23 protein-coding genes are annotated in these 26,999 nt (G+C 70.0%); 14 read left to right on the top strand and 9 right to left on the bottom strand.

Annotated features, from left to right (window positions below):
- Window positions 1-3 precede the first annotated feature (3 nt).
- Window positions 4-1,020 (top strand): NAD(P)H-dependent glycerol-3-phosphate dehydrogenase, encoded by a 1,017-nt coding sequence (locus LH076_RS11475; RefSeq protein ID WP_415753126.1) that lies wholly within the window; start codon window positions 4-6, stop codon window positions 1,018-1,020.
- 60 nt (window positions 1,021-1,080) lie between these two features.
- On the opposite strand, the gene LH076_RS11470 is transcribed toward LH076_RS11475, so the two are convergent.
- A complete protein-coding gene (locus tag LH076_RS11470; protein ID WP_227780844.1) occupies window positions 1,081-2,172 on the bottom strand; it encodes a trans-sulfuration enzyme family protein in 1,092 nt (363 codons plus the stop codon).
- Window positions 2,173-2,192: 20 nt separating this feature from the next.
- Between LH076_RS11470 and LH076_RS11465 the strand changes: the two genes are divergently transcribed.
- Together LH076_RS11465 and LH076_RS11460 are read left to right on the top strand one after the other, a co-directional pair.
- Window positions 2,193-3,563, top strand: coding sequence for a UDP-N-acetylmuramoyl-tripeptide--D-alanyl-D-alanine ligase (locus tag LH076_RS11465; RefSeq protein WP_227780843.1), 1,371 nt, complete (start codon window positions 2,193-2,195; stop codon window positions 3,561-3,563).
- A gap of 18 nt (window positions 3,564-3,581) precedes the next feature.
- Window positions 3,582-4,697, top strand: coding sequence for a D-alanine--D-alanine ligase family protein (locus tag LH076_RS11460; RefSeq protein ID WP_321573743.1), 1,116 nt, complete (start codon window positions 3,582-3,584; stop codon window positions 4,695-4,697).
- Between the two features lie 12 nt (window positions 4,698-4,709).
- On the opposite strand, the gene LH076_RS11455 is transcribed toward LH076_RS11460, so the two are convergent.
- The gene (locus LH076_RS11455) at window positions 4,710-5,651 is read right to left on the bottom strand and encodes a D-alanine--D-alanine ligase (RefSeq protein ID WP_227780841.1); all 942 of its coding nucleotides are present in this window, start codon (window positions 5,649-5,651) and stop codon (window positions 4,710-4,712) included.
- Between the two features lie 25 nt (window positions 5,652-5,676).
- Complete coding sequence (locus LH076_RS11450) at window positions 5,677-5,913, bottom strand: Lrp/AsnC family transcriptional regulator (RefSeq protein ID WP_227780840.1); 237 nt, start codon at window positions 5,911-5,913, stop codon at window positions 5,677-5,679.
- A gap of 71 nt (window positions 5,914-5,984) precedes the next feature.
- On the opposite strand from LH076_RS11450, the gene LH076_RS11445 reads away from it, so the two are divergent.
- Complete coding sequence (locus tag LH076_RS11445; protein WP_227780839.1) at window positions 5,985-6,959, top strand: thiamine-phosphate kinase; 975 nt, start codon at window positions 5,985-5,987, stop codon at window positions 6,957-6,959.
- Window positions 6,960-7,109: 150 nt separating this feature from the next.
- On the opposite strand, the gene rpmB is transcribed toward LH076_RS11445, so the two are convergent.
- Window positions 7,110-7,298 carry a 50S ribosomal protein L28 gene (gene rpmB / locus LH076_RS11440; protein ID WP_227780838.1) on the bottom strand — a complete coding sequence of 63 codons (189 nt, stop codon included), beginning with the start codon at window positions 7,296-7,298 and terminating at the stop codon, window positions 7,110-7,112.
- Window positions 7,299-7,438: 140 nt separating this feature from the next.
- On the opposite strand from rpmB, the gene LH076_RS11435 reads away from it, so the two are divergent.
- Genes LH076_RS11435 through LH076_RS11415 form a run of 5 tightly spaced genes read left to right on the top strand, consistent with a single transcriptional unit; the run spans window position 7,439 to window position 13,165 of the window.
- Window positions 7,439-9,094, top strand: coding sequence for a DAK2 domain-containing protein (locus LH076_RS11435; RefSeq protein ID WP_227780837.1), 1,656 nt, complete (start codon window positions 7,439-7,441; stop codon window positions 9,092-9,094).
- A gap of 7 nt (window positions 9,095-9,101) precedes the next feature.
- A complete protein-coding gene (locus LH076_RS11430; RefSeq protein WP_227780836.1) occupies window positions 9,102-11,330 on the top strand; it encodes an ATP-dependent DNA helicase RecG in 2,229 nt (742 codons plus the stop codon).
- A complete protein-coding gene (rsmD, locus tag LH076_RS11425; protein ID WP_227780835.1) occupies window positions 11,327-11,896 on the top strand; it encodes a 16S rRNA (guanine(966)-N(2))-methyltransferase RsmD in 570 nt (189 codons plus the stop codon). Before LH076_RS11430 ends, rsmD begins: the two co-directional genes overlap by 4 nt.
- A 19-nt stretch (window positions 11,897-11,915) precedes the next feature.
- Complete coding sequence (gene coaD / locus LH076_RS11420; protein ID WP_227780834.1) at window positions 11,916-12,392, top strand: pantetheine-phosphate adenylyltransferase; 477 nt, start codon at window positions 11,916-11,918, stop codon at window positions 12,390-12,392.
- 44 nt (window positions 12,393-12,436) lie between these two features.
- Window positions 12,437-13,165, top strand: coding sequence for a class I SAM-dependent methyltransferase (locus LH076_RS11415; protein ID WP_227780832.1), 729 nt, complete (start codon window positions 12,437-12,439; stop codon window positions 13,163-13,165).
- On the opposite strand, the gene LH076_RS11410 is transcribed toward LH076_RS11415, so the two are convergent.
- The 5 genes from LH076_RS11410 to LH076_RS11390 all read right to left on the bottom strand — a co-directional run bounded on the left by LH076_RS11410 (window position 13,113) and on the right by LH076_RS11390 (window position 22,260).
- A complete protein-coding gene (locus LH076_RS11410) occupies window positions 13,113-14,051 on the bottom strand; it encodes a lysylphosphatidylglycerol synthase domain-containing protein (protein ID WP_227780831.1) in 939 nt (312 codons plus the stop codon). The two genes, LH076_RS11415 and LH076_RS11410, sit on opposite strands and share 53 nt — an antisense overlap.
- On the bottom strand, window positions 14,036-15,040 hold the full coding sequence (locus tag LH076_RS11405) for a glycosyltransferase family 2 protein (RefSeq protein ID WP_227780830.1): 1,005 nt from the start codon (window positions 15,038-15,040) through the stop codon (window positions 14,036-14,038). Before LH076_RS11405 ends, LH076_RS11410 begins: the two co-directional genes overlap by 16 nt.
- Before the next feature lie 67 nt (window positions 15,041-15,107).
- Entirely contained in the window at window positions 15,108-19,268 is a 4,161-nt protein-coding gene (locus LH076_RS11400) for a glycosyltransferase (protein WP_227780829.1), read from the bottom strand.
- A complete protein-coding gene (locus tag LH076_RS11395; RefSeq protein WP_227780828.1) occupies window positions 19,265-19,621 on the bottom strand; it encodes a DUF4214 domain-containing protein in 357 nt (118 codons plus the stop codon). Before LH076_RS11395 ends, LH076_RS11400 begins: the two co-directional genes overlap by 4 nt.
- Window positions 19,622-19,764: 143 nt before the next feature.
- Entirely contained in the window at window positions 19,765-22,260 is a 2,496-nt protein-coding gene (locus LH076_RS11390; protein ID WP_227780827.1) for a glycosyltransferase, read from the bottom strand.
- 131 nt (window positions 22,261-22,391) lie between these two features.
- Between LH076_RS11390 and LH076_RS11385 the strand changes: the two genes are divergently transcribed.
- The 5 genes from LH076_RS11385 (at window position 22,392) to mutM (ending at window position 26,980) form a co-directional block, all read left to right on the top strand.
- Window positions 22,392-24,464 (top strand): hypothetical protein, encoded by a 2,073-nt coding sequence (locus tag LH076_RS11385; protein ID WP_227780826.1) that lies wholly within the window; start codon window positions 22,392-22,394, stop codon window positions 24,462-24,464.
- A gap of 93 nt (window positions 24,465-24,557) precedes the next feature.
- Complete coding sequence (locus LH076_RS11380; protein ID WP_227780825.1) at window positions 24,558-25,118, top strand: YceD family protein; 561 nt, start codon at window positions 24,558-24,560, stop codon at window positions 25,116-25,118.
- An 86-nt stretch (window positions 25,119-25,204) separates the two neighbouring features.
- On the top strand, window positions 25,205-25,390 hold the full coding sequence (rpmF, locus tag LH076_RS11375; protein ID WP_227780824.1) for a 50S ribosomal protein L32: 186 nt from the start codon (window positions 25,205-25,207) through the stop codon (window positions 25,388-25,390).
- A gap of 22 nt (window positions 25,391-25,412) precedes the next feature.
- Window positions 25,413-26,126, top strand: a complete 714-nt coding sequence (gene rnc / locus LH076_RS11370; RefSeq protein WP_265333816.1) for a ribonuclease III — start codon at window positions 25,413-25,415, stop codon at window positions 26,124-26,126.
- A 2-nt stretch (window positions 26,127-26,128) separates the two neighbouring features.
- The gene (gene mutM / locus LH076_RS11365; protein WP_227780823.1) at window positions 26,129-26,980 is read left to right on the top strand and encodes a bifunctional DNA-formamidopyrimidine glycosylase/DNA-(apurinic or apyrimidinic site) lyase; all 852 of its coding nucleotides are present in this window, start codon (window positions 26,129-26,131) and stop codon (window positions 26,978-26,980) included.
- The last annotated feature ends 19 nt before the right edge of the window (window positions 26,981-26,999 follow it).

The raw sequence follows: 26,999 nt of genomic DNA, 5'->3' as shown, positions 1-26,999 counted from the left end.
CCGGTGATCAGCACCGCACCCGGCCGGGTCGCGGTCTTCGGCGCCGGCTCCTGGGGGACCGCCTTCTCGATCGTCCTCGCCGATGCGGGCAACGACGTCACGATGTGGGCCCGGCGTGAGGAGCTCGCGGCCTCGATCAACGCGACCCACACCAACGCCGACTACCTCCCCGACCTCGAGCTTCCCTCGACCATCACCGCCACCCACGACCCCGCCCGGGCCCTCGAGGGAGCCGACGTCGTCGTGCTGGCCGTGCCGAGCCAGTCGCTGCGGGACAACCTCACCGAGTGGGCGCCGCTCTTCGACGACCAGCAGATCTTCGTCTCGCTGATGAAGGGCGTGGAGCTCGGCACTCTCGACCGGATGAGCGAGGTCATCGCCGAGCTCACCAGTGCCGCGCCCGAGCGCATCGCGGTCATCAGCGGGCCCAACCTGGCCAAGCCGATCGCTGCACGCGAGCCGGCCGCCTCGACGGTCGCGTGCGCGGACGAGGACGTGGCCAAGGCACTTCAGGCCCGCGTCCACAGCCCGGCGTTCCGGCCCTACACGTCGGCCGACGTGGTCGGCTGCGAGATCGGCGGCGCCTACAAGAACGTCGTGGCGATCGCCACCGGCATGGCTGTCGGGCTCGGCTTCGGTGACAACACCACCGCCACGGTCATCACCCGCGGCCTCGCCGAGACCGCACGCCTCGGCATGCAGCTCGGCGCGAACCCGATGACCTTCATGGGCCTCGCGGGCCTCGGCGACCTCGTCGCCACCTGCTCCTCGCCGCTCTCGCGGAACCGCACCTTCGGCGAGAAGCTCGGCCAGGGCATGAGTGTCGAGGACGTCGTCGCCCAGACCCGTCAGGTGGCCGAGGGCGCGAAGTCCTGCGCCTCACTGCGTGCCCTCGCCGCGAAGGCCGGCATCGACCACCCGCTCGTCGCCGCCGTCGACGACGTCATCGCCGGCCGAGTGACGCCCGCCGCGCTGATGGACGCGATGCTCGAGCGCCCGACGAAGTCAGAGACCGACTGAGTGAGGCCAAGCGGCGAGCTTGCTCGTCCGCTTGTGCCGAGCGAGGGAGCGTGCCGCGCGTCAGCGCGGCAGACCGACTGAGCTCAACGCCTGCTGGAGGTCCATCCACAGGTCGTCGACGTCCTCGATGCCGACGCTGAGTCGGACGAGGCCCTCGGGGACGTCGGTCGATTCGCCCTTCCATCGACGGCGGCGCTCGAAGGTCGACTCCACGCCGCCGAGTGAGGTGGCGTGCACCCACAGCGTCGTGGAGTGGGTGAGCAGTTCGGCGGCCTCGGCCGTCGGGAGTACGACGGCCAGCATCGCTCCGGTACCCGGATAGCGGACCTCGTCGATCGCCGGGTGCTCCTCGAGACGGCGAGCGAGCTCGGCGGCGTTCGCCGAAGCCGCGCGGACCCGCAACGGCAGGGTCCGCAGCCCCCGCAGCGCGAGCCAGACCTCGAACGGCCCGGGGATGGCGCCGATCAGGTCGCGGCGCCCCTTGAGGACGCTGAAGAGGTCGGGATCTCGGACGACCAGCGCACCGAGGTTCACGTCGGAGTGGCCCGCCAGGTACTTCGTGACCGAGTGCAGGACGATGTCGGCGCCGAGGAGCAGCGGCTGCTGGAGGATCGGCGTCGCGAGCGTGTTGTCGACGACCACGCGGATGTCGCGCTCGTGCGCGGCGGCGATCAGGGCAGGCAGGTCGGCGAGCTGCATCTCGGGGTTGGTCGGGGACTCGATCCAGAGGATCGCCGTGTCGTCGTCCAGCGCGGCGATCACGGACTCCGTGTCGCTGATGTCCACGAGCTTCGTCCGCAGACGGCCACGCGCCTCGAGGTCGGCCAGCTGTCCCGTCGTACCGAGATAGGCCTGACCACACACGACGGTGGAGTCGTTGACGAGGTCCAGGATCGTGGCGGTCGCGGCCTGCCCGCTGGAGAAGGTGAGCGCCTCGCCGTGCTCGAGCGCGCCGAGCGCCGACTCGAAGGCCACCCAGGCGTCGTTCGTGTAGCGGCCGTACTCCTTGTCGCCCCCACCGACGTACGTCGAGGCCATGGAGATCGGCACGTTGAGCGGCTGGTCGGGCTCGTGCACGGGGCGGCCCGCCTGCACGGCGATGGTCTCCGGCTTGAGCGCGTGTGTCTCGGGTGACTCGGGTGACTCGGCCATGCGGACTAGGCTACGTCCCCATGATCCCGCTCCATCTCGAGGACCTCGCCACCATCGTCGGAGGAAAGGTCCACGGGGCTGAGGGGCCGGTCGAGATCACGGCACCAGCCGTGCTCGACGGCCGGCAGGCCGAGCCCGGCGGCCTCTTCGTCGCCTTCGCCGGGGAGTACGTCGACGGGCACGAGTACGCCGATCAGGCCGCTGCAGCGGGCGCTGTCGCCGTAATCGGAAGCCGGCCGACCTCCCTGCCCACCGTCGTCGTGGACGACGTCCAGGTGGCCCTCCAGGCACTGGCCGCCCATGTCCTCCGCGAGCTGCGGGCGACCGGTGACCTGACGGTGCTGGGCCTGACCGGCTCACAGGGGAAGACCTCCACCAAGGACCTGCTCAGCGGTGTACTGACCCAGGGCGGCGCGACGATCGCCACGCTCGGCTCCTTCAACAACGAGCTCGGCGTGCCGCTGACCATCCTGCGGGCCGACGCGAGTACCCGCTTCCTCGCCCTCGAGATGGGCGCGCGGGGTATCGGCCACATCGCCGACCTCACCGCGATCGCCCCGCTCGACGTGGCGATCGTCCTCAACGTCGGCGAGGCGCATCTCGGTGAGTTCGGCTCTCGCGAGGCGATCGTGCGGGCGAAGAGTGAGCTTGTGCAAGGACTGGTGCCCGGCGGCACGGCAGTGCTCAACGCCGACGACCCGCGCGTCATCGCGATGCGTGCCCACACCGACGGCCCCGTCCTGACCTTCGGCACGGCCGAGCACGCCGACGTCCGCGTCGAGGCGCTGCAGCTCGACCGCCTCGGGCGCCCGACCTTCCAGCTGCACGCGCGCGGCGAGCGCGTCGACGTGTCACTCCCGGTCGTGGGAGCCCATCAGGCCTTCAACGCGGCGGCTGCGGCTGCCGCGGGGCTCGCCGTCGGCGTACCCCTGCAGGCGTCGGCCGAGGCGCTGAGCCATGCGGCGCTGTCGAAGTGGCGGATGGAGCTCCACGAGCTCGGCCGCGGCATCACGCTGCTCAACGACTCCTACAACGCGAACCCTGACTCGATGCGGGCCGCCCTCGACGCACTGGTGTCGATCGAGCCCACCGACGGCGGCCGTCGGATCGCCGTGCTCGGGCCGATGCTTGAGCTCGGGGAGTCGTCGCAGGAGGCACACCGCGGGATCGGGGAGTACGCCGTCGGGCGGGCCGACCTCGTCCTCGTGATCGGTGAAGGCGCGAGCGAGATCGCCGAGGGCGCCGTCGGTGGGACGTCGTTCGCGATCACCGCGGCGGACAACGCCGAGGCCATCGCGTGGCTGAAGGCCCAGTTGCAGCCTGGCGACGTGGTGCTGGTCAAGGCCTCGCGCGGGGCGCGCCTCGACGAGGTCGCCGCCGCCCTGTCCTAGGGTGGAGCGGTGCCTGAGGTGACCCCGAAGATCCGTGTCGCGCTGCTCTTCGGAGGCCGCTCCGGCGAGCACCCGGTCTCGATCGTCACCGCCGCCGGCGTGATGGGTGCGATGGACCCGGAGAGGTACGACGTCGTACCGATCGGCATCACGAGGACCGGGCAGTGGGTCGTCGGCACCGACAACCTCGCCGCTGCCGCGCTCACCGGCGGCACGCTCCCCGAGGTGACTTCGGCGTCGGGTGCCGAGGTCGTGTTCGCCGGCTCGGGCGGCGCCTCGAGCCTCCAGGTCCTCGAGCCCGGGCAGGTGCCTGTCGAGCTCGGCTCCGTCGACGTCGTCTTTCCCGTCCTGCACGGGCCCTTCGGTGAGGACGGCACCATCCAGGGGCTCCTCGAGCTGGCCGACGTTCCCTACGTGGGCGCGGGCGTGCTCGCCTCGGCGGTCGGCATGGACAAGGAGTTCATGAAGCTCGTCTTCGCCGGCCGCGGCCTGCCGGTCGGGCCGTTCCTCACGGTGCGGCCGCGGGAGTGGGCCGAGTCGCGTGCCGACGTCCTGGCTGCCGCGCGGGAGCTGTCACTGCCGCTCTTCGTGAAGCCCGCCCGCGCCGGCTCCTCCCTCGGAGTCACCCGCGTCGACTCGTACGACGACCTCGAGTCCGCCGTCGAGGAGGCCCAACGCCACGATCCGAAGGTGCTCATCGAGCAGGGACTCGAGGGTCGCGAGATCGAATGCGCCGTGCTCGGCGGCCGCGGCGGATCGGCCCCGCGCGCGTCGGTGCCCGGCGAGATCGTCGTCGACCACGACCAGGCCGACTTCTACGACTTCGAGGCGAAGTACGTCTCCGCCACCGAGGCCCGGACCGAGGCACCTGCCAACCTGCCCGCCGAGGTGGCCTCACGAGTTCAGGAGGTGGCCGTCGCGGCCTTCGAGGCGATCGGTGCCGAGGGCCTTTCGCGCGTCGACGTCTTCGTGACCGAGGAAGGTGACGTGACGATCAACGAGATCAACACCATGCCGGGCTTCACCCCGATATCGATGTACCCGAAGATGTGGGAGGCCAGTGGTCTCAGCTATGCCGAGCTCATCGACGAGCTGATCGCGCTCGCCCTCGAGCGCCCCCGCGGCCTGCGCTGACAGCCGGCCCTCTCAGCGGGCGAGGGCGCGGTCGATCAGCGCACTCAGTTCGGCGCCGAGCGTCGTGCCGGCCTCGGTACAGGCGAAGGGCATGACGGACGTCTCGGTGGCGCCGGGCGTGATGGCGGCCTCGAGGACGACGAACGAGCCGTCGGGCTCGACGATGAAGTCGGTCCGGGAGAGGTCGCGCAGGCCGAGGATCTCGTGGACCGCCACGGCGGTCTGCCCGATCGCGTCGAGCACGTCCGGGTCGACGTCGAGCTTCCGCAGGCCGACGTACTCGGCGGTGTAGCGGGCGGAGAAGTCGAACTCGTGACCCTTCACGAAGTCGATCTCGATCGCCGGCAGCGGCTGCAGGCCCTCGGCGGTCTCGCGGACGACGACGGAGACGTTGACGCCCGGGTAGAAGCGCTCGATCAGCGCCTCGTCGTAGTAGGCGTAGGTGCCGACGAGGGCCGACGGCAGCTCGGTGAGGCCGTCGACGCCGGTGACGCCCAGGGCTGAGCCACCGCGGGTGGGCTTGACCACGACGCGAGTGCCGAGCCGGTCCATCACGTGCTCCATCAGCGCCACGGCGCCGATGTCGCGGAAGGTCTGGGCCGAGAGGCCGACCGAGTCCGGCACGGGGATGCCGGCGCGGTGGAGGAGCTCACGCGACGAGCCCTTGTCGTAGGCCACGCGGCAGGCGCGGGACTCGGAGCCGACGTACGGCAGGCCGATCAGCTCGAGCAGGGTCTGGATCTCGCCGTCCTCGCCGAACTGCCCGTGCAGCGTGGGGACGGCCGCGACGACCTTGTCCCGCTCGAGGTGGTGCAGCAGGTTGCGGTCGAAGTCGTACGACGTCACTTCGATGCCCGCGGCGCGCAGCTCACGGACGATGTTGCGGCCACTGGCGAGCGAGACGTCACGCTCGTGGGAGAGGCCGCCTGCGATGACGGCGACGGGTCCTGGCACGCTTTCAGACGACACGGCCGTCATGTCAGATGTGGACCACGGGGCAGGTCAGCGTGCGGGTGATGCCCTCGATGGACTGGACCTTGGCGACGACCATCTTGCCCAGCTCGTCGATGTTGCGCGCCTCGGCACGGACGATGACGTCGTACGGTCCGGTGACGCCCTCGGCGAGCGTGACGCCCTTCATCGCGGACGCTGCCGTCGTGACGGCCTCGGACTTGCCGACGTCGGTCTGGATGAGGATGTAGGCCTGCACGACCATGTGCGTCTCCCTGCAACTGATGGGGTGTGGCGGTGGGGCATTGCCGCAGCAACCTATCGCACCGTGATGGGATGGCCCCCGTGGCAACGGCTTCTGGTGGACGTGACGGTGGACGCACGCTGGCCGAGGTCGGCGAGTTCGGGCTGATCGGCGACCTCGTCGCACGCTTCCCGCAGGGGGAGCACGTGATGGTCGGGCCGGGTGACGACGCGGCCCTGCTGCGGATCCGCAACGGGCACGTGATCGTCTCGACGGACCTGATGGTCGAGGGCCGCCACTTCCGGCGTGACTGGGGGAGTGCGGCCGACATCGGCCACCGTGCCGCCGCGCAGAACCTCTCCGACCTGAACGCCATGGGCGGCACCGCGCACTCGCTCACCGTCGGTCTCGCCGCGCCCGCGGACCTGCCCGAGGCGTGGGTGCTGGAGTTCGCCGACGGCTTCGCCGAGGAGTGTGCGCTCGTGGGCGCCTCCGTCGTCGGCGGCGACGTCACGCGGGCCGCCGAGATCGTCATCGCCGTGACCGTGATGGGCTCGGTCACCCAGGCGCCCGTGCTCCGCTCGGGCGCGAAGGCCGGTGATGTGCTGGCCCTCGCCGGGCGTCAGGGCTGGGCTGCCGCGGGGCTCGCCGTGCTCGGTCGCGGCTTCCGTTCACCTCGCGCCGTCGTCGCCGCCTACCAGCGCCCCGAGCCGCCGTACGCCGCCGGGCCGGTCGCCGCCGCGGCCGGTGCGACCTCGATGATCGACATCTCCGACGGCCTGCTGGCCGAGGCGGGGCATCTGGCCTCCGCGTCCGGTGTCGCGGTGAACGTCGACACCGGGGCCCTCGAGGTGCCCGAGGCATTCCAGGCCGTCGGCATGGCGCTCAACGTCGACCCGCAGACCTTCGCCCTCACCGGTGGCGACGACCACGCCCTGCTCGCCACCTTCCCGCAGTGGGTGCCACTGCCCGAGGGCTGGCGGGCGATCGGCACGGTGTCGGAGGGCAGCGGCGTCACCGTCGACGGCCGGGCCTGGGACGGCCCGACGGGCTGGACCCACTTCTAGCCCGACATCCGGGTTTCGGTCCCGCGAGATCAGGCTTGTCGCCCCTCGAGATCCGGGAAATGCAGAAACGGCACCGCCTCAGCGGTGCCGTTTCTACGGATCTCGACGGGCCAGAACCCGGATCTCACCGGGCGTGAACCCGGATGTCGGTCAGCGGCCGGCGACCTTGCCGGCCTTGAGGCAGCCGGTGCAGACGTTGAGGCGCTTGGGCGTGCCGTTGATGACGGCGCGGACGCGCTGAATGTTCGGGTCGAAGCGTCGCTTCGTGATCTTGCGGGACCACGGCCGGTTGTTGCCGAAGCCCGGCTTCTTGGCGCAGATGTCGCAGACGGCAGCCACCGTGAACTCCTGGGGTTGATCTTCTAGGTCTGGGATGTGTCCGGCGGCCGGGTAAGCGGCGATGCCTGACAACCGGAAGAGACTAACGCAGGGAAACGGCCACGCGGAAATCGTCGCCGGGCCTGACTAATGTGGTGCCGGTGCAGACCGTCAGCCTCGCCACCATCATCCGCTTCGCGGACCTGGCGACCGAATCGCTGACGGCGGCCCGGGAGGAGATCGACGCACTCAACGTCTTCCCCGTGCCCGACGGGGACACCGGCACCAACATGCTGCTCACGATGTCGGCCGCGCGCGACGCCCTGCGCGCCGCGGCCCCCGACGAGGAAGGTGGTCACGACCCCGGAGCGCTCGACGCCTTCTGCCGCGGCGCGCTGCTCGGTGCACGTGGCAACTCGGGCGTGATCCTCGCCGAGATGCTCGGCGCCCTGATCGTCCGGCTCGCCGACCAGGGCGACGACGAGCCGCTGTCCGACTGCGTCGCGGCCGCCTTCGTGGCCGCCGCCGACGCGTCGTACGCCGCCGTCGGCACTCCCGTCGAGGGCACGATCCTGACCGTCTGCCGGGCCGCGAGCGACGCGGCCGTGCGCGAGGCGAAGGAGACCGACTCGGTCGAGGCGGTGCTCGCCGCCTCCGCCGAGGCCGCCCGGGTCGCCCTCGCCGAGACGCCCGAACTGCTGCCCCGCCTCAAGGACGCCGGTGTCGTCGACGCCGGCGGCCGGGGCCTCGTCCTGATCCTCGAGGCGGCCGAGGCCGCCCTGACCGGCACCATCCGTCGCTCCGCCGCCTCACCCGGGACCAAGCCGGAGCGGAAGCAGGAGAAGAAGAAGCGCCAGCGCAAGCCCCGTCGAGTGCCGGGCGACGACCTCACACCCGACGGGCCCGCGTACGAGGTGATGTACCTCCTCGAGGCCGACGAGCTCGACGTCGCCACGCTGCGCCATCGGCTCGCGCCGCTGGGGGACTCCCTCGTCCTCACTGGTCGTGAGGGCCTCTGGAACGTCCATGTCCACGTCGACGACGTCGGCGCCGCGATCGAGGCCGGCATCGACGCCGGTCGCCCCCACCGGATCCGGGTCACCCACTTCGCCGCCGACCAGCACCGCGAGACGCCGCGGCAGAAGCGGAGCGGGCGTGCGGTCATCGCGGTGGCGGCCGGCAAGGGGCTGGACCGGCTCTTCCGCGACGCCGGTGCGCACGTCGTGCGGAGCACCATCGCCAGGCGGCCGTCGGTCGGCCAGCTGCTCAAGGCGATCGAGCGGACCGGAGCGGCCGAGGTCGTCGTACTGCCGAACGACGGGGACAGCCTGCGGGTCGCCCAGATCGCGGCGGCGACCGCCGATGCCGACCACGGCATCCGGGTCGAGGTCATTCCCAGCCACGCGCAGGTGCAGGGGCTGGCCGCCCTCGCCGTGCACGACCCCGAGCGTGCCTTCGACCGGGACGTCCTCGAGATGACGGCGGCGGCCAGCCACACGCGGCACGGCGCCGTCACCATCGCGGCGAAGCGTGCGATCACGTCGGGCGGCACCTGCGAAAAGGGTGACGCCCTCGGTGCGATCGACGGTGACTTCACGGTCATCGGCGAGCGGCTCGACGAGGTGGCGACCAAGGTGCTGCACCGCCTGCTCGGCGCCGGGGGCGAGCTCGTCACGCTGGTCGCGGGCGCGGACAAGACAGACGCCCAGCTCGCCACCGCCACGGCGTCCTGGCTCGAGACGCACCACCCGACCGTGGACGTGAGCGTTCTCGTCGGGGGACAGGCGCGGTACCCGCTGCTCATCGGGGTCGAGTGAGGCGCTCGTGATCACGCTCGACTCGCCGATCGCCGCGGTGCTGGGCGGCAACGCCAAGGGCGAGAAGCTCGCCAAGGCGAAAGGCCTCCGCACGGTCGGAGACCTGCTCGGCCTCTTCCCTCGGCGCTACCTGCCGACCGGCTCCCTGACCCGGCTCGACGAACTTCGCGAGGGCGACCTCATCGCGGCGGTGGGGGAGACCACATCGACCACCACCCAGACCTACACCGACCGGCGCACAGGGCGGCCCGCCTATCGCGTCGAGGTGACGCTGCGGACAGAGAGCACTCGGCTGTCGATGACCTTCTTCGCCAAGAAGAAGCACGTCGCCGAGTGGCAGGCCCGGCGCCTCGCCGTCGGCACGCGCGGGATCTTCCTCGGCAAGGTCGGCTTCTTCCGCGACCGGCCACAGCTGACCGCGCCGCAGATCATCCTCTTCGGCGGCTCGACGACGGGCGGGGGCGACGACTCCGAGGCGGGCCTGGCCGCGATCAGCGAACGGCCGCTCTTCCCGCTCTATCCGCTCACCGCCGGCGTGGAGGCGATCGACGTCCTGCGGCTGCAGGGCTTCGCCCTCGACACCGTCGAGGACCCGCCGGACCTCCTCCCCGCCCAGCTCCGGGAGTCGTACGACGTCATCGGACTGCGCCAGGCCTACGACTGGATCCACCGGCCCGACGAGATGTCCCAGGTCGAGGCGGCCGAGCGCCGCTTCCGCTTCGAGGAGGCACTCCTCCTGCAGGTCGTCCTGCAGCGCCGCCGTGCGCTGTTACGGGACCAGGCGGCGAAGCCACGGATCGGCGGAGGCGACCTGGTGGAACGCTTCGACGCCTCTCTGCCCTTCACCCTGACCGAAGGACAGCGGGAGGTCGGGGAGGAGATCGAGCGGGACCTCGCGCGGCCGCACCCGATGAGCCGGCTGCTCCAGGGTGAGGTCGGCTCCGGCAAGACCCTCGTCGCCCTGCGCGCGATGCTGCGCGTGGTCGACTCCGGCGGACAGGCGGTGCTGCTCGCTCCGACGGAGGTCCTGGCGCAGCAGCACTACCGCTCGATCAGCGCGATGCTCGGCGACCTGATGGGCGGCGGCCTCTTCGGCGCCGGCGCAAGCGTCGAGCTCCTGACCGGCTCGATGACCAAGTCCCAGCGCACGCCCGTGTTGAGCCGGATCGTCACCGGCGAGGCCGGCATCGTGATCGGCACGCACGCGCTGCTCCAGGACACGGTGGAGTTCTTCGACCTCGGCCTCGTGGTCGTCGACGAGCAGCACCGCTTCGGGGTGGAGCAGCGCGCCGCGCTGGCCGACCAGGCGATGGCGATGCCGCACACGCTCGTCATGACCGCCACCCCCATCCCGCGCACCGTCGCGATGACGGTCTTCGGGGACCTCGAGGTCTCCACGCTCGCAGGCCTTCCGGCAGGAAGGGCGCCGATCCAGACCACCCTCGTGCCACTGGCGGAGCACCCCACGTGGGAGGGACGGATCTGGGAGCGCGTCCGCGAGGAGGTGACCAAGGGCCACCAGGCCTACGTCGTCGCGCCGCGGATCAACGGCACCACCCCGGAGCAGATGTGGATGGAGGCCGTCGACATCGACGAGGACGGCAACCCCGTCCTTCCGGCACGACCGCTCGAGGCGGTCGAGGAGGTGCTGGCCCGCCTGACCGACGGCCCGCTCAAGGGCCTGCGGATCGCACCGCTCCACGGCCAGCTCCCGGCCGACGTCAAGGAGCGGACGATGCGCGCCTTCGCGGCCGGTGAGATCGACGTGCTCGTCTCCACCACCGTGATCGAGGTGGGTGTCGACGTACACAACGCGACGGCGATGGTGATCCTCGACGCCGAGCGGTTCGGCGTCTCGCAGCTCCACCAGTTGCGTGGCCGGGTCGGCCGAGGCGGGCTGCCGGGGCTCTGCCTCCTCGTCACCCACGGCGACGCCGAGGCTCCGGGTCGCGAGCGGCTCGAAGCCGTGGCCTCGACGACCGACGGTTTCGAGCTCAGCCGGATCGACCTCGAGCTGCGTCGCGAGGGCAACATCCTGGGGGCCAGTCAGTCCGGTGGCAGGTCGAGCCTGCAGAATCTTCGTGTACTCCGCGACGAGCGGACCATCGTCGAGGCCCGTGCGGCTGCCGCCTCGCTCCTCGACGATGATCCCGAGCTGCAGGAGGTTCCGCTGCTGGCTCGGGCGGTGGGGGAGATCGAGCGGTCCGCCGAGGCGGACTATCTGGAGCGTTCATGACGCGCATCATCGGAGGCGCCGCCGGGGGGCGGCGGCTGAGGACGCCGAACGGGTCGGCGACCCGACCCACCAGCGACCGGGTGCGTGAGGCACTCTTCTCCGCCATCGAGTCGTGGTGCGGATCGCTGCAGGGCCTCCGGTTCCTCGACCTGTACGCCGGCTCCGGCGCAGTCGGCCTCGAGGCCTGGTCCCGAGGTGCGGGCGTGGTGACGCTCGTCGAGTCCGACCGTCGCACCGCGGCGCTGATCGCCGACAACGCCCGCGAGATCGGCTTCGTGAAGGCCAACGTCGTCGCCACGTCGGTGGCCCACGCGCTCTGGACGCCGCCCCAGGCGCCGTACGACATCGTCTTCTCCGACCCGCCGTATCCGCTGACCGACGCTGAGGTGGAGGCGGACCTGGCGCTGCTCGTGCAGCACGGCTGGGTCGTGCGCGGCGGGCTCGTCATCGTCGAGCGCGCCAAGCGCAGCGCGGAGCCCACCTGGCCCGACGGCTTCGAGTCGTGGCGGCAGAAGAAGTACGGCGAGACCACGCTCTGGTACGCCACGGCGCCGGAGGCGGACTGACCCGATTAGGGTTCAGGCCATGACAAGGCGCGCCGTCTGCCCCGGCTCCTTCGACCCGGTCACCAACGGCCACCTCGACATCATCGAGCGCGCGGCGGGCCTCTTCGACGAGGTCGTCGTCGCCACCGGCACCAACGTCTCGAAGTCGCGGATGTTCGCACCCGAGGAGCGGCTCGAGATCCTCCGGCAGGCGGTGGCACCGTTCCCCAACGTCAGCGTCGCCGGGTTCGAGGGCCTGATCGTCGACTTCTGCCGCGAGATCGGGGCCGTCGCGATCGTGAAGGGCCTGCGCGGCGCGACCGACTACGAGTATGAGCTCCCCATGGCGCAGATGAACGCCCACCTCACCGGGGTCGAGACCGTCTTCCTGCCGGGCGCCGTCGCGAACGCGTTCGTCTCGTCCTCGCTGATCAAGGAGGTCGCTGCCTTCGGCGGCGACATTTCAGCCTTCGTTCCCGACTTCGTCGCCGAACGCATCCGGGCGCGGTTCGACTGAGGCTAGTCTCTGCACGCTGCTCGCCGAACTCCCTAGGGGATCCGATGTCAACCTCCGGTCACTCGCCGCTGTCCCTGGCGAAGCAGGCCTATGCACACTCGATGAAGGCCATCGGCCGGGGCATGGTGAAGACGGGCGTCGCCGCCGAGACCGTGCCGCCGATCTCCGACCGTTGGGCGCATTGGCGCCACAGCCTCACCAAGGTCTATGACTCGGTCGCCATGGCAAAGCTCGATGTGCCGTGGTGGACCTACGACGCCATCCAGTCCGTCGACGGCTGGCTTGCTGCTCGCAAGCGCCCGATTCGGGTGTTCGAGTACGGCTCAGGCGCCTCGACGATCTGGCTCTCACGTCGAGCCGACCAGATTCATAGTGTTGAGCATCACCGCGGCTTCGGGGAGATGATGACCGCCGAGGTCTCCTCGCTGGGAAACGTGACGCTGCGGATCGTCGAGCCGGTCGCGTCGGACAAGCCCGTTGTCGGTTCCGAGAAGGAGGGTCACGCCGGCCAGGACTTCGCCGACTACGTCGCCTCGATCGATGAGGTGCCGGGCGAGTTCGACCTGATCGTGATCGACGGCCGGGCGCGCGAGGCCTGCCTCGCCCACTCCGCCGTTCGGCTGGCCGATGGGGGACTGATCGTCTTCGACAACAGCCGTCGCACGCGCTACCGCCGGGCCATCGCAGCCTCGGGGTTGCGGGAGGAGCGTTTCCGCGGTCTCACTCCGACGTTGCCCTATCCCGATCAGACGAGCGTGCTGACACGGCGCTGATCGCGGCCAGGACCACATCGGCCAGGAGGAGCAGTCCACGGGAGGCCAAGGCGACTGTCACGGCTTCCGTCGCGCCGATGAGCGGCGTCAGCGTGAGCGTGATGATGCCGTCGCGGATGCCGGCGCCCGCAGGCGCCGGGATGAAGGCGATTCCGGCCGCCCAACCGAGGGCGATCGATCCGATCGAGGCCGCAATCCGTGCGGGCGTCACGGCGCCGAACGCGGAGAGGAGGACTGCCACGTGCAGTCCGAGGACCAGCCACCCGAGCGTCATCCAGCCCGCAGAGCCGAGAAGGGCGACGTACGACGGCGGGCCGGGGAGCGGCTCACGGCCCAGCTTCCGCAGCCCACGATTGAGGAGTGCCGGGATGGTGCGCGGGTGTAGGGCAACGGCCAATGGCGGCAGCAGGAGCAGCAGCCACCAGTAGTGGGCCAGGCCGTCGGCGCTGGTCCAGGGCAGGAGGAGGGCGCCGACGATGATGCCGGAGCCGGTGACGATGCCGAGCAGAAGCAGGTTCGCGGCGAACATGACGCTGCGGGAGATGCCCCATCGCGCCCCGAACTGCATCTGCGCGAGCACGGGCCAGACCGACCCCGGGACGTACTTCCCGAGCTGGCTGACGTAGAACATCGACGCGGTCTCGCGGGTGGGGGGCCGGACGCCGAAGCCGTGCAGCAGCGCCGCCCACGTCCGCTCGATCAGGACCGTCCCGATGACGGCGAGCAGGCCGCTCAATGCGAAGCGCCACCATGACACCGAGCGGATCGCGCCACCCAGGTCATCGGTGTGACGCCAGATGAGCCAGCCGCAGAAGGCCAGCACCACCAGGGCGATCGCCCAACGGAGTGCTCCGCCGGACAGCGCTCTGGTCAGAGGTGTGACCACTCGTGGGAAGCCGACACGGTCCGCTGCGGGTTGAGCAGCTCGGCGGGGGAGAGGCCGAAGCGGATCCGCTTCGTGTGCTCCAGGTTGTCCTCGATCAGGACCCGGTTGGTCCGGATCAAATCCGAGATGACGCCCAGCATCAGGCTCATGAACGCGACGAGGAGGAACAGGGAGCCAGCGAGGAGGGACTGGAGGTGGCCGCTCTCGTTGTCGAACGCCCACAGGGCTGCATAGCGGACGAACGGAACCAGGCCGATGACCCCGAAGATGGCGGTCAGCCACGCGAAGATGACGTAAGGCTTATACATCATGAACGACCGGATGATCGCCGCACCGGACTTCGCCATGTGCTCGGGCATCGACTTGAAGAGACGAGACTCGCGCGTCTTCGGGTTCGTGAGGACCGGGATACTGGCGATCTTCAGGTTCTTGTTGCCCGCCTGGATGATCGTCTCCATGCAGTAGCTGAACCGCGTCACTGTGTTGAGCAGTATCAGGCTCTCGCGGGAGTAGGCGCGGAACCCACTCGCCGCGTCCGGCAGCTTCGTCCCCGCGGCCCTGTTGACGACACCGGAGCCGAACTTCTGCAGTCGCTTCTTGAGTGGGGAGAAATGCTCGATGGTGTGCACCTGCCGGTCGCCGATCACGAGGTCCGCCTGGCTTTGCACGATCGGCTGCACGAGGTCGCCGATGCGGTTCTGGGGGTACTGGTTGTCGCCATCGGTGTTGACCAGGATGTCGGCACCCAGCTCCAGGGCGCGGATGACGCCGTCGTGGAAGGAGCGCCCGAGGCCTTGGTTGCGGGTGTGGTGGACGAACTCCGTGACGCCGTGCGCGCGCGCGACCTCGACCGTCCGGTCGGTCGAGCCGTCGTCGACGACCAGCACAACGATCTCGTCGATCCCCGGGATCTCGATCGGGATCGAGTCGAGCACGAGAGGGAGGGTCTCCTCCTCGTTGAGGCATGGGATCTGCACGACGAGCTTCACGCGCGCAGTCTAGGTGCGATGTCCAGGGAGGTTGTAGCGCCCGCGATCGGTGACCCCTCCTTCGACATCACACCCGGTCGGTGTGCAGCACAGCACGCAGCTCGGCGGCATCGCGTACGCCGGACTCCACCAGGTCGAACACCGGGTGGATGGCCTCGGGCAGGTCATCCCGGGGCGGAAGCTCGGCCTTGTCGACCTCGAAGCCCTCCCGCTCGCCGGTGGCCGCGGCGCGCAGCGCCCACAGCAGGGCGACGATGTCGTCCTCGACCGGTCGGTGGGAAGCAAGGCCGTAGTCGATCAACCAGGCGCCCTGATCGCCGTGGACGATGTTCCACGAGCGCAGGTCGTTGTGGCTGATGCCGAGGCGCTGAAGATCCTCCAGCGTGTGCAGCACGTCCTCGCAGATGAGGCGCACCGCCTCGTCCGCCAGCGGCGCCAGGTCGACGACGAGGTCGCCCGGCACCCGCTTGAGCACCAGGCGCTGTCGCCGACCGACGATGTCGAAGTCGACGAGCTCGGGGAGGTGCCAGACCATGTCCGGGGACAGTTCGTTCAGCAGCATGTTCATCTCCCGCAGCGGCTGCTTGAAGGCCTGGTTCTCAATGCGCTCGGCGCCGTACTCCTTGATGATCTCCGTATCGGAGAAGAAGAACCGGCGTCGGTCGTTCTCGCCGACGAGCGGGGAGCCGTCGTACGCCTGGGTGCGCACTGCGTCGTAGGCGTGCGGGTGGCCAGCCACCTCGACGACCTGCCGGCGGGTGACCTTCACGAGAGGCCGGACCTTGCCCGAAAGATGCGTGCCGAAGGTGCCGAGGATTTCGATCTCGGCGCGCTCCCGGACGAGATCGAGTACGGTCAGGGGATCCTCCGGTTGGGCGGCCGACCAGTAGTACTGCTCGCCCTCGTTCGGGCCGGCGAGCTCGACGATGAGGACACGGGCCCGGTCGAGCAGGTCGGCAACGAGGTGCTGAGCGTGCTCGAGACCGCGGAAGTGGATGACATGGTGGAGCACCGAGAGCACCAGGACCGCATCGAACTCGTCCGCACCGACGCTGCTGATCGTGTGCTCGTCGAGGGTGCGCGTCTTGATCGTCGTCCGTACGCCGGTCAGGCGTGACACGATCCGCGCGACCTCGGCGTTGTCGGGGTTCATCTCCCACCCGCAGGTGTGGGCACCTCGGTCGGCGAGGTAGAGGCACATGTAGCCGAGGCTCGAGCCGATGTCGAGGACCCGCAGGCCCGGCAGGACACCGAGGGCCTGCTCGATGAGATGCGCACGGTCGAGCGACTCGCGCGACGGGACGTCGACGAGGCCGGGCAGACCATACAGCGGCTGGTAGTGCTCGACCGTCTTGAGCAGGTCGTTCAACCGGGTGAGGTCCGTGGCCCGCTGTGGCCGAGGGAGATCCGTGCTGAGCCGGACGACCTGGCGGGTGAGCTGATCGACGGAGGCGCGGGCCTGCCGGGCGGTGATGCGCTGGTTGCGCGCCCGGACGTCCGACCTCGTTCGCAGGGCGGCGATCGAGGCGTCGACGTCGCCCAGACGCTGCTGCAGGGCCCTCAGCTCGCGCTTCGTGCCCGACGGGTACATCTGCTGGAGTCGGCGCGCGCGACGCGCCAGGCCGCGGGCGATCCGGCGTGCGGAGTGCCGGGAGGGCGTCCGGGACTGCGTGCCCTCGGCCTTCGCGGCTCCGGCGCCACCACCGGTGGCAGGCTTCTGGATGCTCTGACTCTTCGGGAGTGACGCGCGGTACGCCTTGGCGATGCTGGCGCCCCGGTCGCCGGGGCGAAGCGCCATCAGTACGCCGGCAACCGACTCCTCCGGCGGGATCTTGACGGCGATCGCGCCGAAGGCGGGGGCAGTCGCGGGCACGATGATGCCGTTCACCACGACATCGAAGAGTACCGCCACTGGCCGGTGGGCCTCGATCGTGAGTGGGAGCTCGACGTACGCGTAGTCGTGCGCCAACGGACCCTGCTCCGGCACACGCACCGCCCGCGACGGGTAGCGGATGTCGCGGGACCGCGGCGCCAACTCGACGCGCACCGGCAACTGCTGCCGCTGGACGAGGTGGACGCTCAGGGGCAGTTTCAGGACGCCCTCGCTCACCGCGAGGAGACGCGGAACGCCTTGGACGACGACCGTGAGGTCACCGGCCTCGAACAGCAGTGGCCCCTTGGCGAGGCCGAGCGCGCGGACGATCTCGAGGCCCTCGCGGAAGCGTTCCTTGGTCTCTTCGAGCGGCGCCGCCTCGGCTGCCTTCAAGGCCACCTTGGTCTCGGTAGAGGGGTTCGGGTGGCCGCTGAAGATGCCCTCGTCGTACGGATGGTCGTACCTGTTCTCGAAGGCGTACTCGACCGGCGGGTACTGCACCTGCCAGTCGGTGGCCAGCATCGGCCAGTTGAGCGTCTTGAAGGGCTGCTTTCGGAACCGCGACGGATACCGGGAGATGGCGTAGTTGAAGTACACGCTCCACTCGTCGACGGCCAGGCCCGGGCCCCGCTCGGCGACCAGCGCCGCCGCTTCGAGGAAGACCTGCTTGCGGATGACCTGCGGCTGGTGCGACGAGTAGGAGAGCTCTTCCAGACCGCATCGCCGTACGAACTGGAGGGTCTCGACCTGGCCGTAGTCGTAGGAGTTGAACGACCTGGGCCACCGGGGCAGGTCGCCGTAGAAGTAGGCACTGTCGGTGCCGTCGTCGTGGATGAAGTCGTCACGAGTGAGGTCTCGGAGCGGTCGACTGTCGTCGTCGAGCATGACGAAGACCTCGTCGACCGCCTCGTGCGCCACCAGGAGGCGTCGCAGCATCCAGTTCTTCCCCTGGTGGTCGGCGGCGCGGAACGCGTCCATCTCCTCCCCGAGGAGCTCCTCGTCGGTCACCACGCGGACGGGCGTGGTGTAGCTGGGCAACAGCACCGAGGCCCGCATCGACTCCGGGCAGGCGACGAGGAACTCCTTGACCGGCGCGTGCCGCTCATAGGCGCGAATGCCCTCGATCACCCGGCTCGGGTCGTTGCTGATGTAGACGAACTGGAGCGTCTCGGGGCATGACCACTCCGGCTCATCCCATCGTGCGATTGCCTCTCCCACGACCGACGCCGTGGTGTCCCATGTGGTGAGGTCGAAGGACTCGGCGATTGCTGCCGTGCGCGCCTCGTAGAGCTCCGGATGACTGAGGTAGAGCGACATGGTGGCAGCGATCTCCGTCGGCGCGTCGAAGAACGAGTAGTCAGCAAGCTCACCGGCCACCTCGTGGATCGCGCCCGCGCTGCGCGAGGAGATGACGATCTTCCCGCGGGCCAGCGACTCCGCCACGGGCAGGCCGTACCCCTCGTAGTGGGACAGGTAGAGGGTCGCGAACGACTCCCGGTAGAGATGCTCCACGACGCGGTCGCTGGGTCCCTCGAACCAGTGCAGGGTCGTGCCGAACTGCGGGTGCTCCCGGATGGCCTTGGCCGTCTCGTCGGAGTTCCAGCCGAGTCGGCCGACGAAGACCAGGTGAGTCCCGGGTCGCTGGCTCCGAAGCTCCTCCCATGCCTCGAGAGCCAGAAGCTGGCGCTTGCGCGGCTCGATCGTGCCGACGAAGAGGAAGAACGTCTCCCCACGGAGAGGTGCGACCAGCGCCTCCTCGGCAGCGGTGAGCTCCCCGGCGTGGGCGATCTCGCCACCGAGACGCATCACGAGGGTCGGGATGTGGCGCTCGACGCCGAGCTGTGCCTTGAAGTCGAGGAAGTCGCGCTCGGTCGTGCGCGAGATCGGCAGGACCAGGTCCGCGTAGGCGTACACGGCGGCGATGTAGGCCGACCAGGCGCGCACCGTGTTCTGGTGTGCGACGTGCGGCATGAGGACCGGCACGAGGTCGTAGACCACGGTGGCGATCCGTGCACCGCGGCCCTTGAGCCCCTGGTACAACGCCGGGCGGGTGAGCGGCGAGAGCCAGGGTGACTCCAGGTCGAGGAAGACGTCACCGGGCCCGAAGTCGTCGATCGACAGTGGCTCGCCGACGTCGGCGAGCGTGACACCCCGATCCCGGATCCAGGCGCGGAAGGACTCGGACTCGAGCGTGCGGAAGCGGCCGAGGGTCGGGTCGAGCCGGATCAGCCTGATGTCCAGATCAGCGCGCTCGACGAGCCGGACGACGATCTCCCGTGCGACGCGCTGGATGCCGCTGGTGAAGCCCAGCCGCGTGACGTCCGTGACGTCGATGTAGGTGGTGGGGTGCTTCATCGGACGATCGCCCCCATCCGCTGGCCCTCGTCGGAGGTGTGGATCTCCTCGAGGAGGTCACTGCGCGAGAGACCCTCGTTGAGCCGTCGGCGCCACGCCCGAACCTCGCGCGGTGCGGGGAGGCGGTTGAGCAGGCGGGTGTACAGCGCGGTGACGAAGACAGCGTCATCGTCGAGCCCGAGGAGTGCGGCACGCGGAACGTCGAAGAGCGACCAGGAGACCACTTCGGCGGGCTCGAGCGCCGGCACGCGAGGGTTGATGCCCTCCTCCTGCCAACGCTCGGCGACAGACTGGGCTACAGCTTCGTAGATCTGAGCGAATCCGGCGGGCGCCGAGCCCTGGTGCTCTTCCACGTCATCCTCCTCGTGCTCGCCGCATTCACCTCCACGGTGCGGGCGCCAACGGGAGGGCGGCTGGAGCATGCAGAGTCTTACGGGCGCATCCTCCAGCGGCAAATTCTGCCGGTCAGTGCGGTGAACAGTGCGTGCCGAGCGTCTCAGCGCGTCCTCGCGTGGACCTTCCGGCGGACCGAGCGGAGGCTTCTCATGCCCCGTGCGGCGATACGACGCCAGAGTGGAGTCCGACGGGATCCGTCCGTGCTCTCGAGTGAACGACGGGCAGCGGCACGCCTCTCGGAGCGGCCCTGCGCAAGCGCGGCACGCATGCGGGCGCCGGCGATCTCGACATTGTGCAGCTCACGAATGTCGGCGGCTGCCCGCTCTCCGACCGCGGCGGCACGCTCCGGCTGCTGGATGACCGTGCGCATGAGGTCGGCTGCCTCGTCGAGGTCGGGCTCAGCCCAGGGCACGCCCTTGAGGTACGGCCCCATGTCCTCCGGGACGGTGCCCGGCTCCCACCCCACGAGGAAGGAGTTCTCGTCGTCCATGAACTGGACTACGCCGCCGTACCGCGTGGCGATGACCGGCTTGCCCCAGGCCATGGCCTCGGCAAGAGTCAGACCGAGCCCCTCGGCCTTGTGCAGGGAGACATAGGCGGCACAGTGCGCGACGAGGACGTGGCGCTCGTCGTTGGGCAGATACTCCTCGATCAGGATCAGGTCGTCGCGGGCTGCCATCTGGATGCGCAGTCGCTCGGCATCGGTCGACCGCTTGTCGCCGTTGATCGTCTTGATGACCAGCTGAGGGCCGTCGGGCGCCGGCTCCGGAAATGCCCTGAGGAACGCGGTGACGAGTCCGAAGGGGTTCTTCCGAGCGGCGTAGCTCATGAAGTCGAACGTGAACAGGAAGTACGGACGGTCGGGAGACAGCCCGAAGCGGGTCGGCAGCTCGGCGAGTTCGCCTTCACGCTGAGGTAGCGGAGGAAGCACCGTCCGGACCGGGACGCCAGGGGACTTGGCGGCGATGGCGTCGCGGATGAAGTCCGTCGCCGCCCACACCTCGTCGACGAAGCGGAATCCGCGGGCCTGACCCTCAGGAAAGTCCTCGAGCTCCCAGTACCACATCCCGATCCGGTGGGTGCCGCGCACGGTGTCCCCGACCTGTCGGACGACGTCCCGGGTCTCCGCTCCGTTCACGCACAGCAGAGTGGTGTCGTACAGGTACGGGTCAGAGACACGGTAGGCGGCAGCCTGGCGGTGCGAGAGGCGGCGCGAGACGTCGAAGGTGGACGTCGGCTCGCCGGCTGCATGGAGGGCCTGGTCGACGAGCCGACCCGACTGCCCCAGGCCCAGCTCGGCCGACAGGTAGCCGACGAGATTGACGCCCTCGGGTCGGCTCCCTTGGACCGCCTCCGACGGCTGTGCGGCGAGGGTGACCTCGCCAGCACGACGCAGGAGCGCCGAGTCGAATGCCGTGGCTCCCTGGGTCCCACGCTTGAGACCCCACTGACCGAGCCGGGCGCTGTCGACGCCGGGCACGTGGGGCAGTTTGTGCTGGAGGTCGCGACGTGCGCCGCGGGCCCCGATGAGGTAGCGGGCGGCCGGGCGCGGGTGGGCCGGGGGCAACAGCTCGAGACTCCACCGCTCGACGTCGTCGCTCGTGGCAGGGTCGCCGACGGCGCCGATCAGGTCAGGGACCTCCCCGCCGATGAGGTGCGATCGCCGGGCCTCCTGCCGGAGGACACGGTCGAAGAGTGACCGGGGAGGCTCCTCGTACGAGGCATCCACGATCTCGCCGTCGGCCAGGCGCTCGGCCGCGATGCGAGACAGGGGAGTGAGCAGCGCCCGGTGCTCGCTCGCCAGCAGGGCAGGCCGTACGACGTCCGACGGTGCCAGGATCCACGGCTTCGTCGGGTCGAAGCCGCTGAGGTCGATCGCAGTCACCGGCTCGCTGTCGAGGCGAAGCGTGCTGTCGTCGCCGTACTCGAACCGCGAGTCCTGCGAGCCCCGCCACGGTCCGACGAGTACCGAATCGCCCCGAAGGACGGTCGTCGGTGTCGACGCGGCGAAGCTGTCCAAGGCGCCGAGCGCGTGGCGCCAGTCGGCGGCGAGGATTCTCAGTGCATCCAGGTCGGCGCCCGGACCGAACCCGACCAACGAGCGGGTGAACAGGGTCGTGGTGGGCGTCGGCACTCCGATCGCGCCGAATTCCGTCGCGTGCGTGACGCGGGAATCGGGAAGACCGCGGCTCCCGAGCATCTGCGCACCCACGCGTGGCAGCACAGCGGTGGAGGCACCCGCTTGCGGGACGACGGTCTCCAGGTCTCCGAGTACGACGACCCCTGCGCGGACCAGTGCGGCGGCCGGCGCGCCGGCCGACAGGGCGGCCGCGACGCCCAGAAGGCCGGCGTAGAAGGACAGCTCGTCATGGTCGAGAGTGGCTACCGCGAGCCTCGCCTCGTCGGCCACGCCGGCGGACCGCGCGAGCTCGGCGAGGTCCAGGACGTCCTCGCTCCCGACGCTCTGGTAGCGGCCGTCGACATCGACGACACAACAGGCCGCTGCTCCGGCTGTCAGCACGGATCGGACGGTGGAGCGCGCCAGGCCGACCTCGTCGTAGGTGGCGACGACGACGGCTGTCGGACGGATGATCACGGCTGCACAGCCTACGGGGGCCGATCGAGGGCGGGCGAATCCACCGTCGGGCGCTTTACGGGCAGTCGCCGTCGAGCTCCGGAGGTGGCCCATTAGGGTGATCGCCGCCCATGCTCGCGCGAGGAGGACCGGTGCCGCACTTTGTGAACGACACTGATGAGCGGCGCACCGGGATCGTGCGCCGGTTCCTCGTCGCGGCGCCGGATCTCGTCCTGGCGCTGTTCATCGCCGCATGCCTAGCGGTGACGATCGCGGTCGTCTTGGAGGACTTCACGCCGTGGCTGGTTGGCCTGGCCTTCGTGATCTGCGTCCCCATCCTCATGCGCCTCCTTCCTCCACTGCCGGAGGGAGGCACCGCCCAGGTGGTCGGAGCGGTGGCCTCGCTGCTGGTGCCGACGGTGTGGGTCGTGCTCAACGCGAGGTATGTCGCCCAGCTGTTGTGGGTCACTCGAGACCCGGCCATCTACACCGTGAGCGCCATCTGGCTCACCCACCACCGCACGGCTGGCATCGACACCCATGCGACGTTGGACCTCCAGGCTCAGGTGCACGGGCTCAGCGCCTCCTTGCTGCCGTTCTCGGCGGGCGACGCCAGCGGCGTGGTGCATGGGCAGGGCGGCCTGACGCTGCCCGCGCTGATGGCGGTCGGTGGCTGGCTCGACGGGCTCGACGGAGTCCTCAGGACGAACCTGCTGATCGGAGCGGTCGCTCTCGTCGGCATGTACGCCGTTGCGCGGCGGTTCATGCGGCCGTGGCTGGCTCTGGTCGCCCAGGCGGCCCTCGGTCTGGCCGTCGCCTTCCTCTATCTGATGCGGGCTCCGTACTCGGAGGGGATCATGACGATCTCCGCCATGGCGGGACTGATCTGGTTGGTGACCGCGCTGCGGTCGGGTCGCCCCGCCCTCGCGGCCGCCGGCGGCGTCTTCCTGGGCGTGGGGTCGATGGCGCGCATCGACGGTCCGGTGGTTCTCGTCGGCGCTGCTGTCCTGGCCGTGATCGTGCTCTCCGCCGCCCCTCTGACCGACTTCGCGGTGACGCGCCGGCTCATGCTGACCTTTCTCGGCGCAGGATTCCTGTCCAGCGTGGCCGGACTGGGATCGCTGTGGATCAGCCAACGCCGCTACGTGCACGACCTTCGTGGCCAGGCCGTGCAACTCTGGGCCGGGACGCTGTGTTGCCTGGTCCTGGTCGGCGCTGTCCTCACTGTCCGTGCCGTCGCGCGCCGCCGCGGCTGGTCTGGAGGGGTCGGTGAGGTGTGGCGACGACGCGTCGGCGTGGCAGCCGGCGTCGGCGTACCGCTCGCGTTCCTCTTCTGGTGGAGCCGTCCGCTGTGGTGGCAGGCTCACTTCACTCCGGCCGGCTCCGTCTATGCGAGCGTCATCGAGACCTGGCAGCAGCAGGCCGGGCTCACGGTCGACGGCACCCGCTCCTACGACGAACTGACGCTCCACTGGGTCGTCTGGTACTTCGGCTGGAGCACGGTCGCGCTGGCTGCGGTCGGGCTGGGCATCATGTTCACGAGGGGCATCACTGCGAGACGGCTCGATCTTCTGGCCGTGGTCGTGCCCGCAGCCGTGGTCGCGACCCTCTACTTCGACAAGGTCAGCATCACACCGGACCAACCGTGGGCCTATCGCCGGCTGCTGCCCGTGATCACGCCCGGCCTTCTCGTGGGTGCTGCCTTCGCCATCGAGTGGTGGCTGTCACGGACGCGTCCCGCGTGGCAGCGGTACGGCGTCGGGGGAGTCGCCGCGGTCCTCGTCGTGGGTGGTCCGATCCTGTCCTGGAGCTCGCTGCTCACCATGCCGGAAGGGGTGGGGACCCGCGCCGCCGTCGAGAAACTGTGCCGCGGCCTGACCGCCGATGTGGTCCTGGTCGCGACCGGCCACGAGCCGGCCAATCTGCCCGTGACGGTGCGAACCGTCTGCGGACGTGAGGTCGTGAGTGGAGACGCGACCGACGTCAACCTGCTGCGTGAGCTCCAGGCGCGGGCCGGGCGGGTCCAGGTCGTCGCCTTCTCGAGCAGGGACCTGCCGCAGGGGACCGAGCTCGGCGATCCCAACGTGCGGCAGACACTCCGCTTCTGGAAGCACGGCCTGGCCGAACTCCCGCAGGGCTACGCCCAGACGACCTGGCGGATCTGGATCGGCCATCTTGAGCACGGCCGCGTGCTCCAGGACCCCGCCCCCGATTCCGTTCCCTGAGGCGCTCCTCACCTTCCGGCCTCGCCGATCGGAATGTGCGAGATGGCTCCGCAGATGAGGGCCCTGAACCGCGGGCGACGTTATCGTGACAGAGTGCCTTCCCTTGACCCGCGTGCCCCGCTGGTGATCGACACCCACGAGCTCGGTCGCCGCCCCGGCTCGCAGCGCGAGCTCTCCCTGACGGTGCCGGCGCCCGCGGACCTCGGCATCGAGATGTTGAAGGTCCCCGAGGGAGCCGAGCTCGACCTCGACCTGCGCTTCGAGGCGGTCATGGACGGCGTACTCGTGACCGCGGACGTCACCGCCGAGCTGAGCGGGGAGTGCGTGCGCTGCCTGGAGCCGATCGACGACGAGATCGACGTCCACTTCCAGGAGCTCTACATGTACGACGACACCCGCGACGCGGCCACGCTGGACGAGGACGAGGACGTCAGCCTCACCGACGGTGACCTCGTCGACCTCGAGCCGGTGCTGCGCGACGCGATCGTCCTCGACCTCCCGCTGCAGCCGCTGTGCCGCCCGGACTGCGCCGGCCTGTGCCCCGAGTGCGGCGCCAACCTCAACGACGAGCCCGACCACGGCCATGAGGCGCCGATCGACCCGCGCTGGGCCAGCCTGACGGGTCTCGCCGAGGCCGGGAACGACGCCGAATAACGCCCGGCGGGCAATCCGCCCTAGACTCTTCCGGTTGCCGAAAGTTGGCGACCCCCATCTTGTACGTTCGGTTAGAGGAGAAGATCGTGGCTGTTCCGAAGCGGAAGATGTCGCGCAGCAACACGCGCCACCGTCGTTCGGCGTGGAAGGCCGTTGCGCCGACCCTGGTCACCTGCGCCAACCCGGCGTGCGGTGCGAAGCACCTGCCGCACCGCGCCTGCGGTGAGTGCGGCCAGTACGGCGCCAAGGCCGAGCGCCGCCAGGTTCTCTGAGCCCATCACAGGTAGCAGTCGGGTGACCGACTACACCGACTACCAAGCACTCCGCTCGCAGCTCGGGGATCCAGTACTGGACCCCGAGCTGCTTGAGCTTGCGCTGACGCACCGCTCCTACGCCTACGAGCACGGGGGCCTGCCGACCAATGAGCGCCTCGAGTTCCTCGGCGACTCGGTGCTCGGCGTCGTCGTCACGGAGACGCTCTACCGCATGCATCCCGACCTCCCCGAGGGTCGGCTCGCGAAGCTGCGTGCCGCGGTCGTCAACGCCCGCGCCCTTGCCGGCGTCGGCCGCAGCATCGGCCTCGGCGCCGAGGTCAAGCTCGGCCGGGGCGAGGAGGCCACCGGCGGCCGCGACAAGGACTCGATCGTCTCCGACACCGTCGAGGCGCTCATCGGCGCCGTCCACCTCTCCGGTGGCATCGAGGTCTCCTCGGTGCTCGTCCACCGCCTCTTCGATCCGCTGATCGAGGCCGCCTCGGCGCTCGGTGCGGGTCTGGACTGGAAGACCTCCCTCCAGGAGCTCGCCGCCGAGCACGGTCTCGGCGTGCCCGATTACGTCATCACCGACGAGGGACCCGACCACATGAAGGTCTTCCACGCCCAGGTGCGCGTCGGCGGCAACCTCTACGGCAACGGCTCCGGCGGCTCGAAGAAGGTCGCCGAGCAGGGCGCAGCCGAGACCGCCTACCTTGAGATCCAGGCGGCCGCGGCTCCTTCCGCCGATGCCTGACCGTGCCTGAGCTGCCTGAGGTCGAGGTCGTCCGCGCGGGCCTCGAGCGTCATGTGCTCGGCTCGCTGATCTCCTCGGTCGAGGTCCTGCACCCCCGCCCCGTCCGGTCGTACGTCGCCGGCCCGGACGCCTTCGCCTCCGCGATGACCAGCCGCTCGATCGTCGCTGCCCGACGTCGAGGCAAGTACCTCTGGCTCGCGCTCGACGACCCGGAGTCCGGTGACGCGTTGACCGTCCATCTCGGCATGAGCGGGCAGATGCTGGTGCAGCTGCCCGGCGCTGACCCGGAGCGGCACCTGCGCGTCCGCTTCGGCCTCGATGCGCGCGAGATGCGCTTCGTCGACCAGCGCATGTTCGGCGGCCTGGGGATCAGCGTCGGCGGAGCCACCATCCCGCCGGAGATCGCGCACATCGCGCCCGACCCGCTCGAGGCGGCCTTCGACCCGGATCTGGTCGTCGCCCGGATGAAGCGCTCCGCGTCGGGCATCAAACGGCTCCTCCTCACCCAGACCCTGATCAGCGGAGTGGGGAACATCTACGCCGACGAGGCGCTCTGGCGGGCCGGCGTACACGGGGAGCGGGCGGGCAACAGGCTCACCAAACCGCAGCTGCACAGGGTGATCGAGGCCGCCACCGCGGTGATGCGGGAGGCGCTCGGCCAGGGCGGCACCTCCTTCGACGCGCTCTATGTCAACGTCAACGGCGAGTCCGGCTACTTCGACCGCTCGCTCCACGCCTACGGGCAGGAGGGTCGGCCGTGCGACCGCTGCGGCACGCCCATCCGGCGGGTGCAGTTCATGAACCGGTCGTCGTACTTCTGTCCGGTGTGCCAGCCGGCACCGCGCGCCCGCTGAACGGTTGTCTCAACGGTCC

Origin of the sequence: Nocardioides sp. Kera G14 (assembly GCF_020715565.1) — a bacterium.
In the GTDB taxonomy this organism is placed as follows: domain Bacteria; phylum Actinomycetota; class Actinomycetes; order Propionibacteriales; family Nocardioidaceae; genus Nocardioides.
Note: the sequence above shows the minus strand (reverse complement) of the source record. Positions and strands in the feature narration are given on the sequence as shown.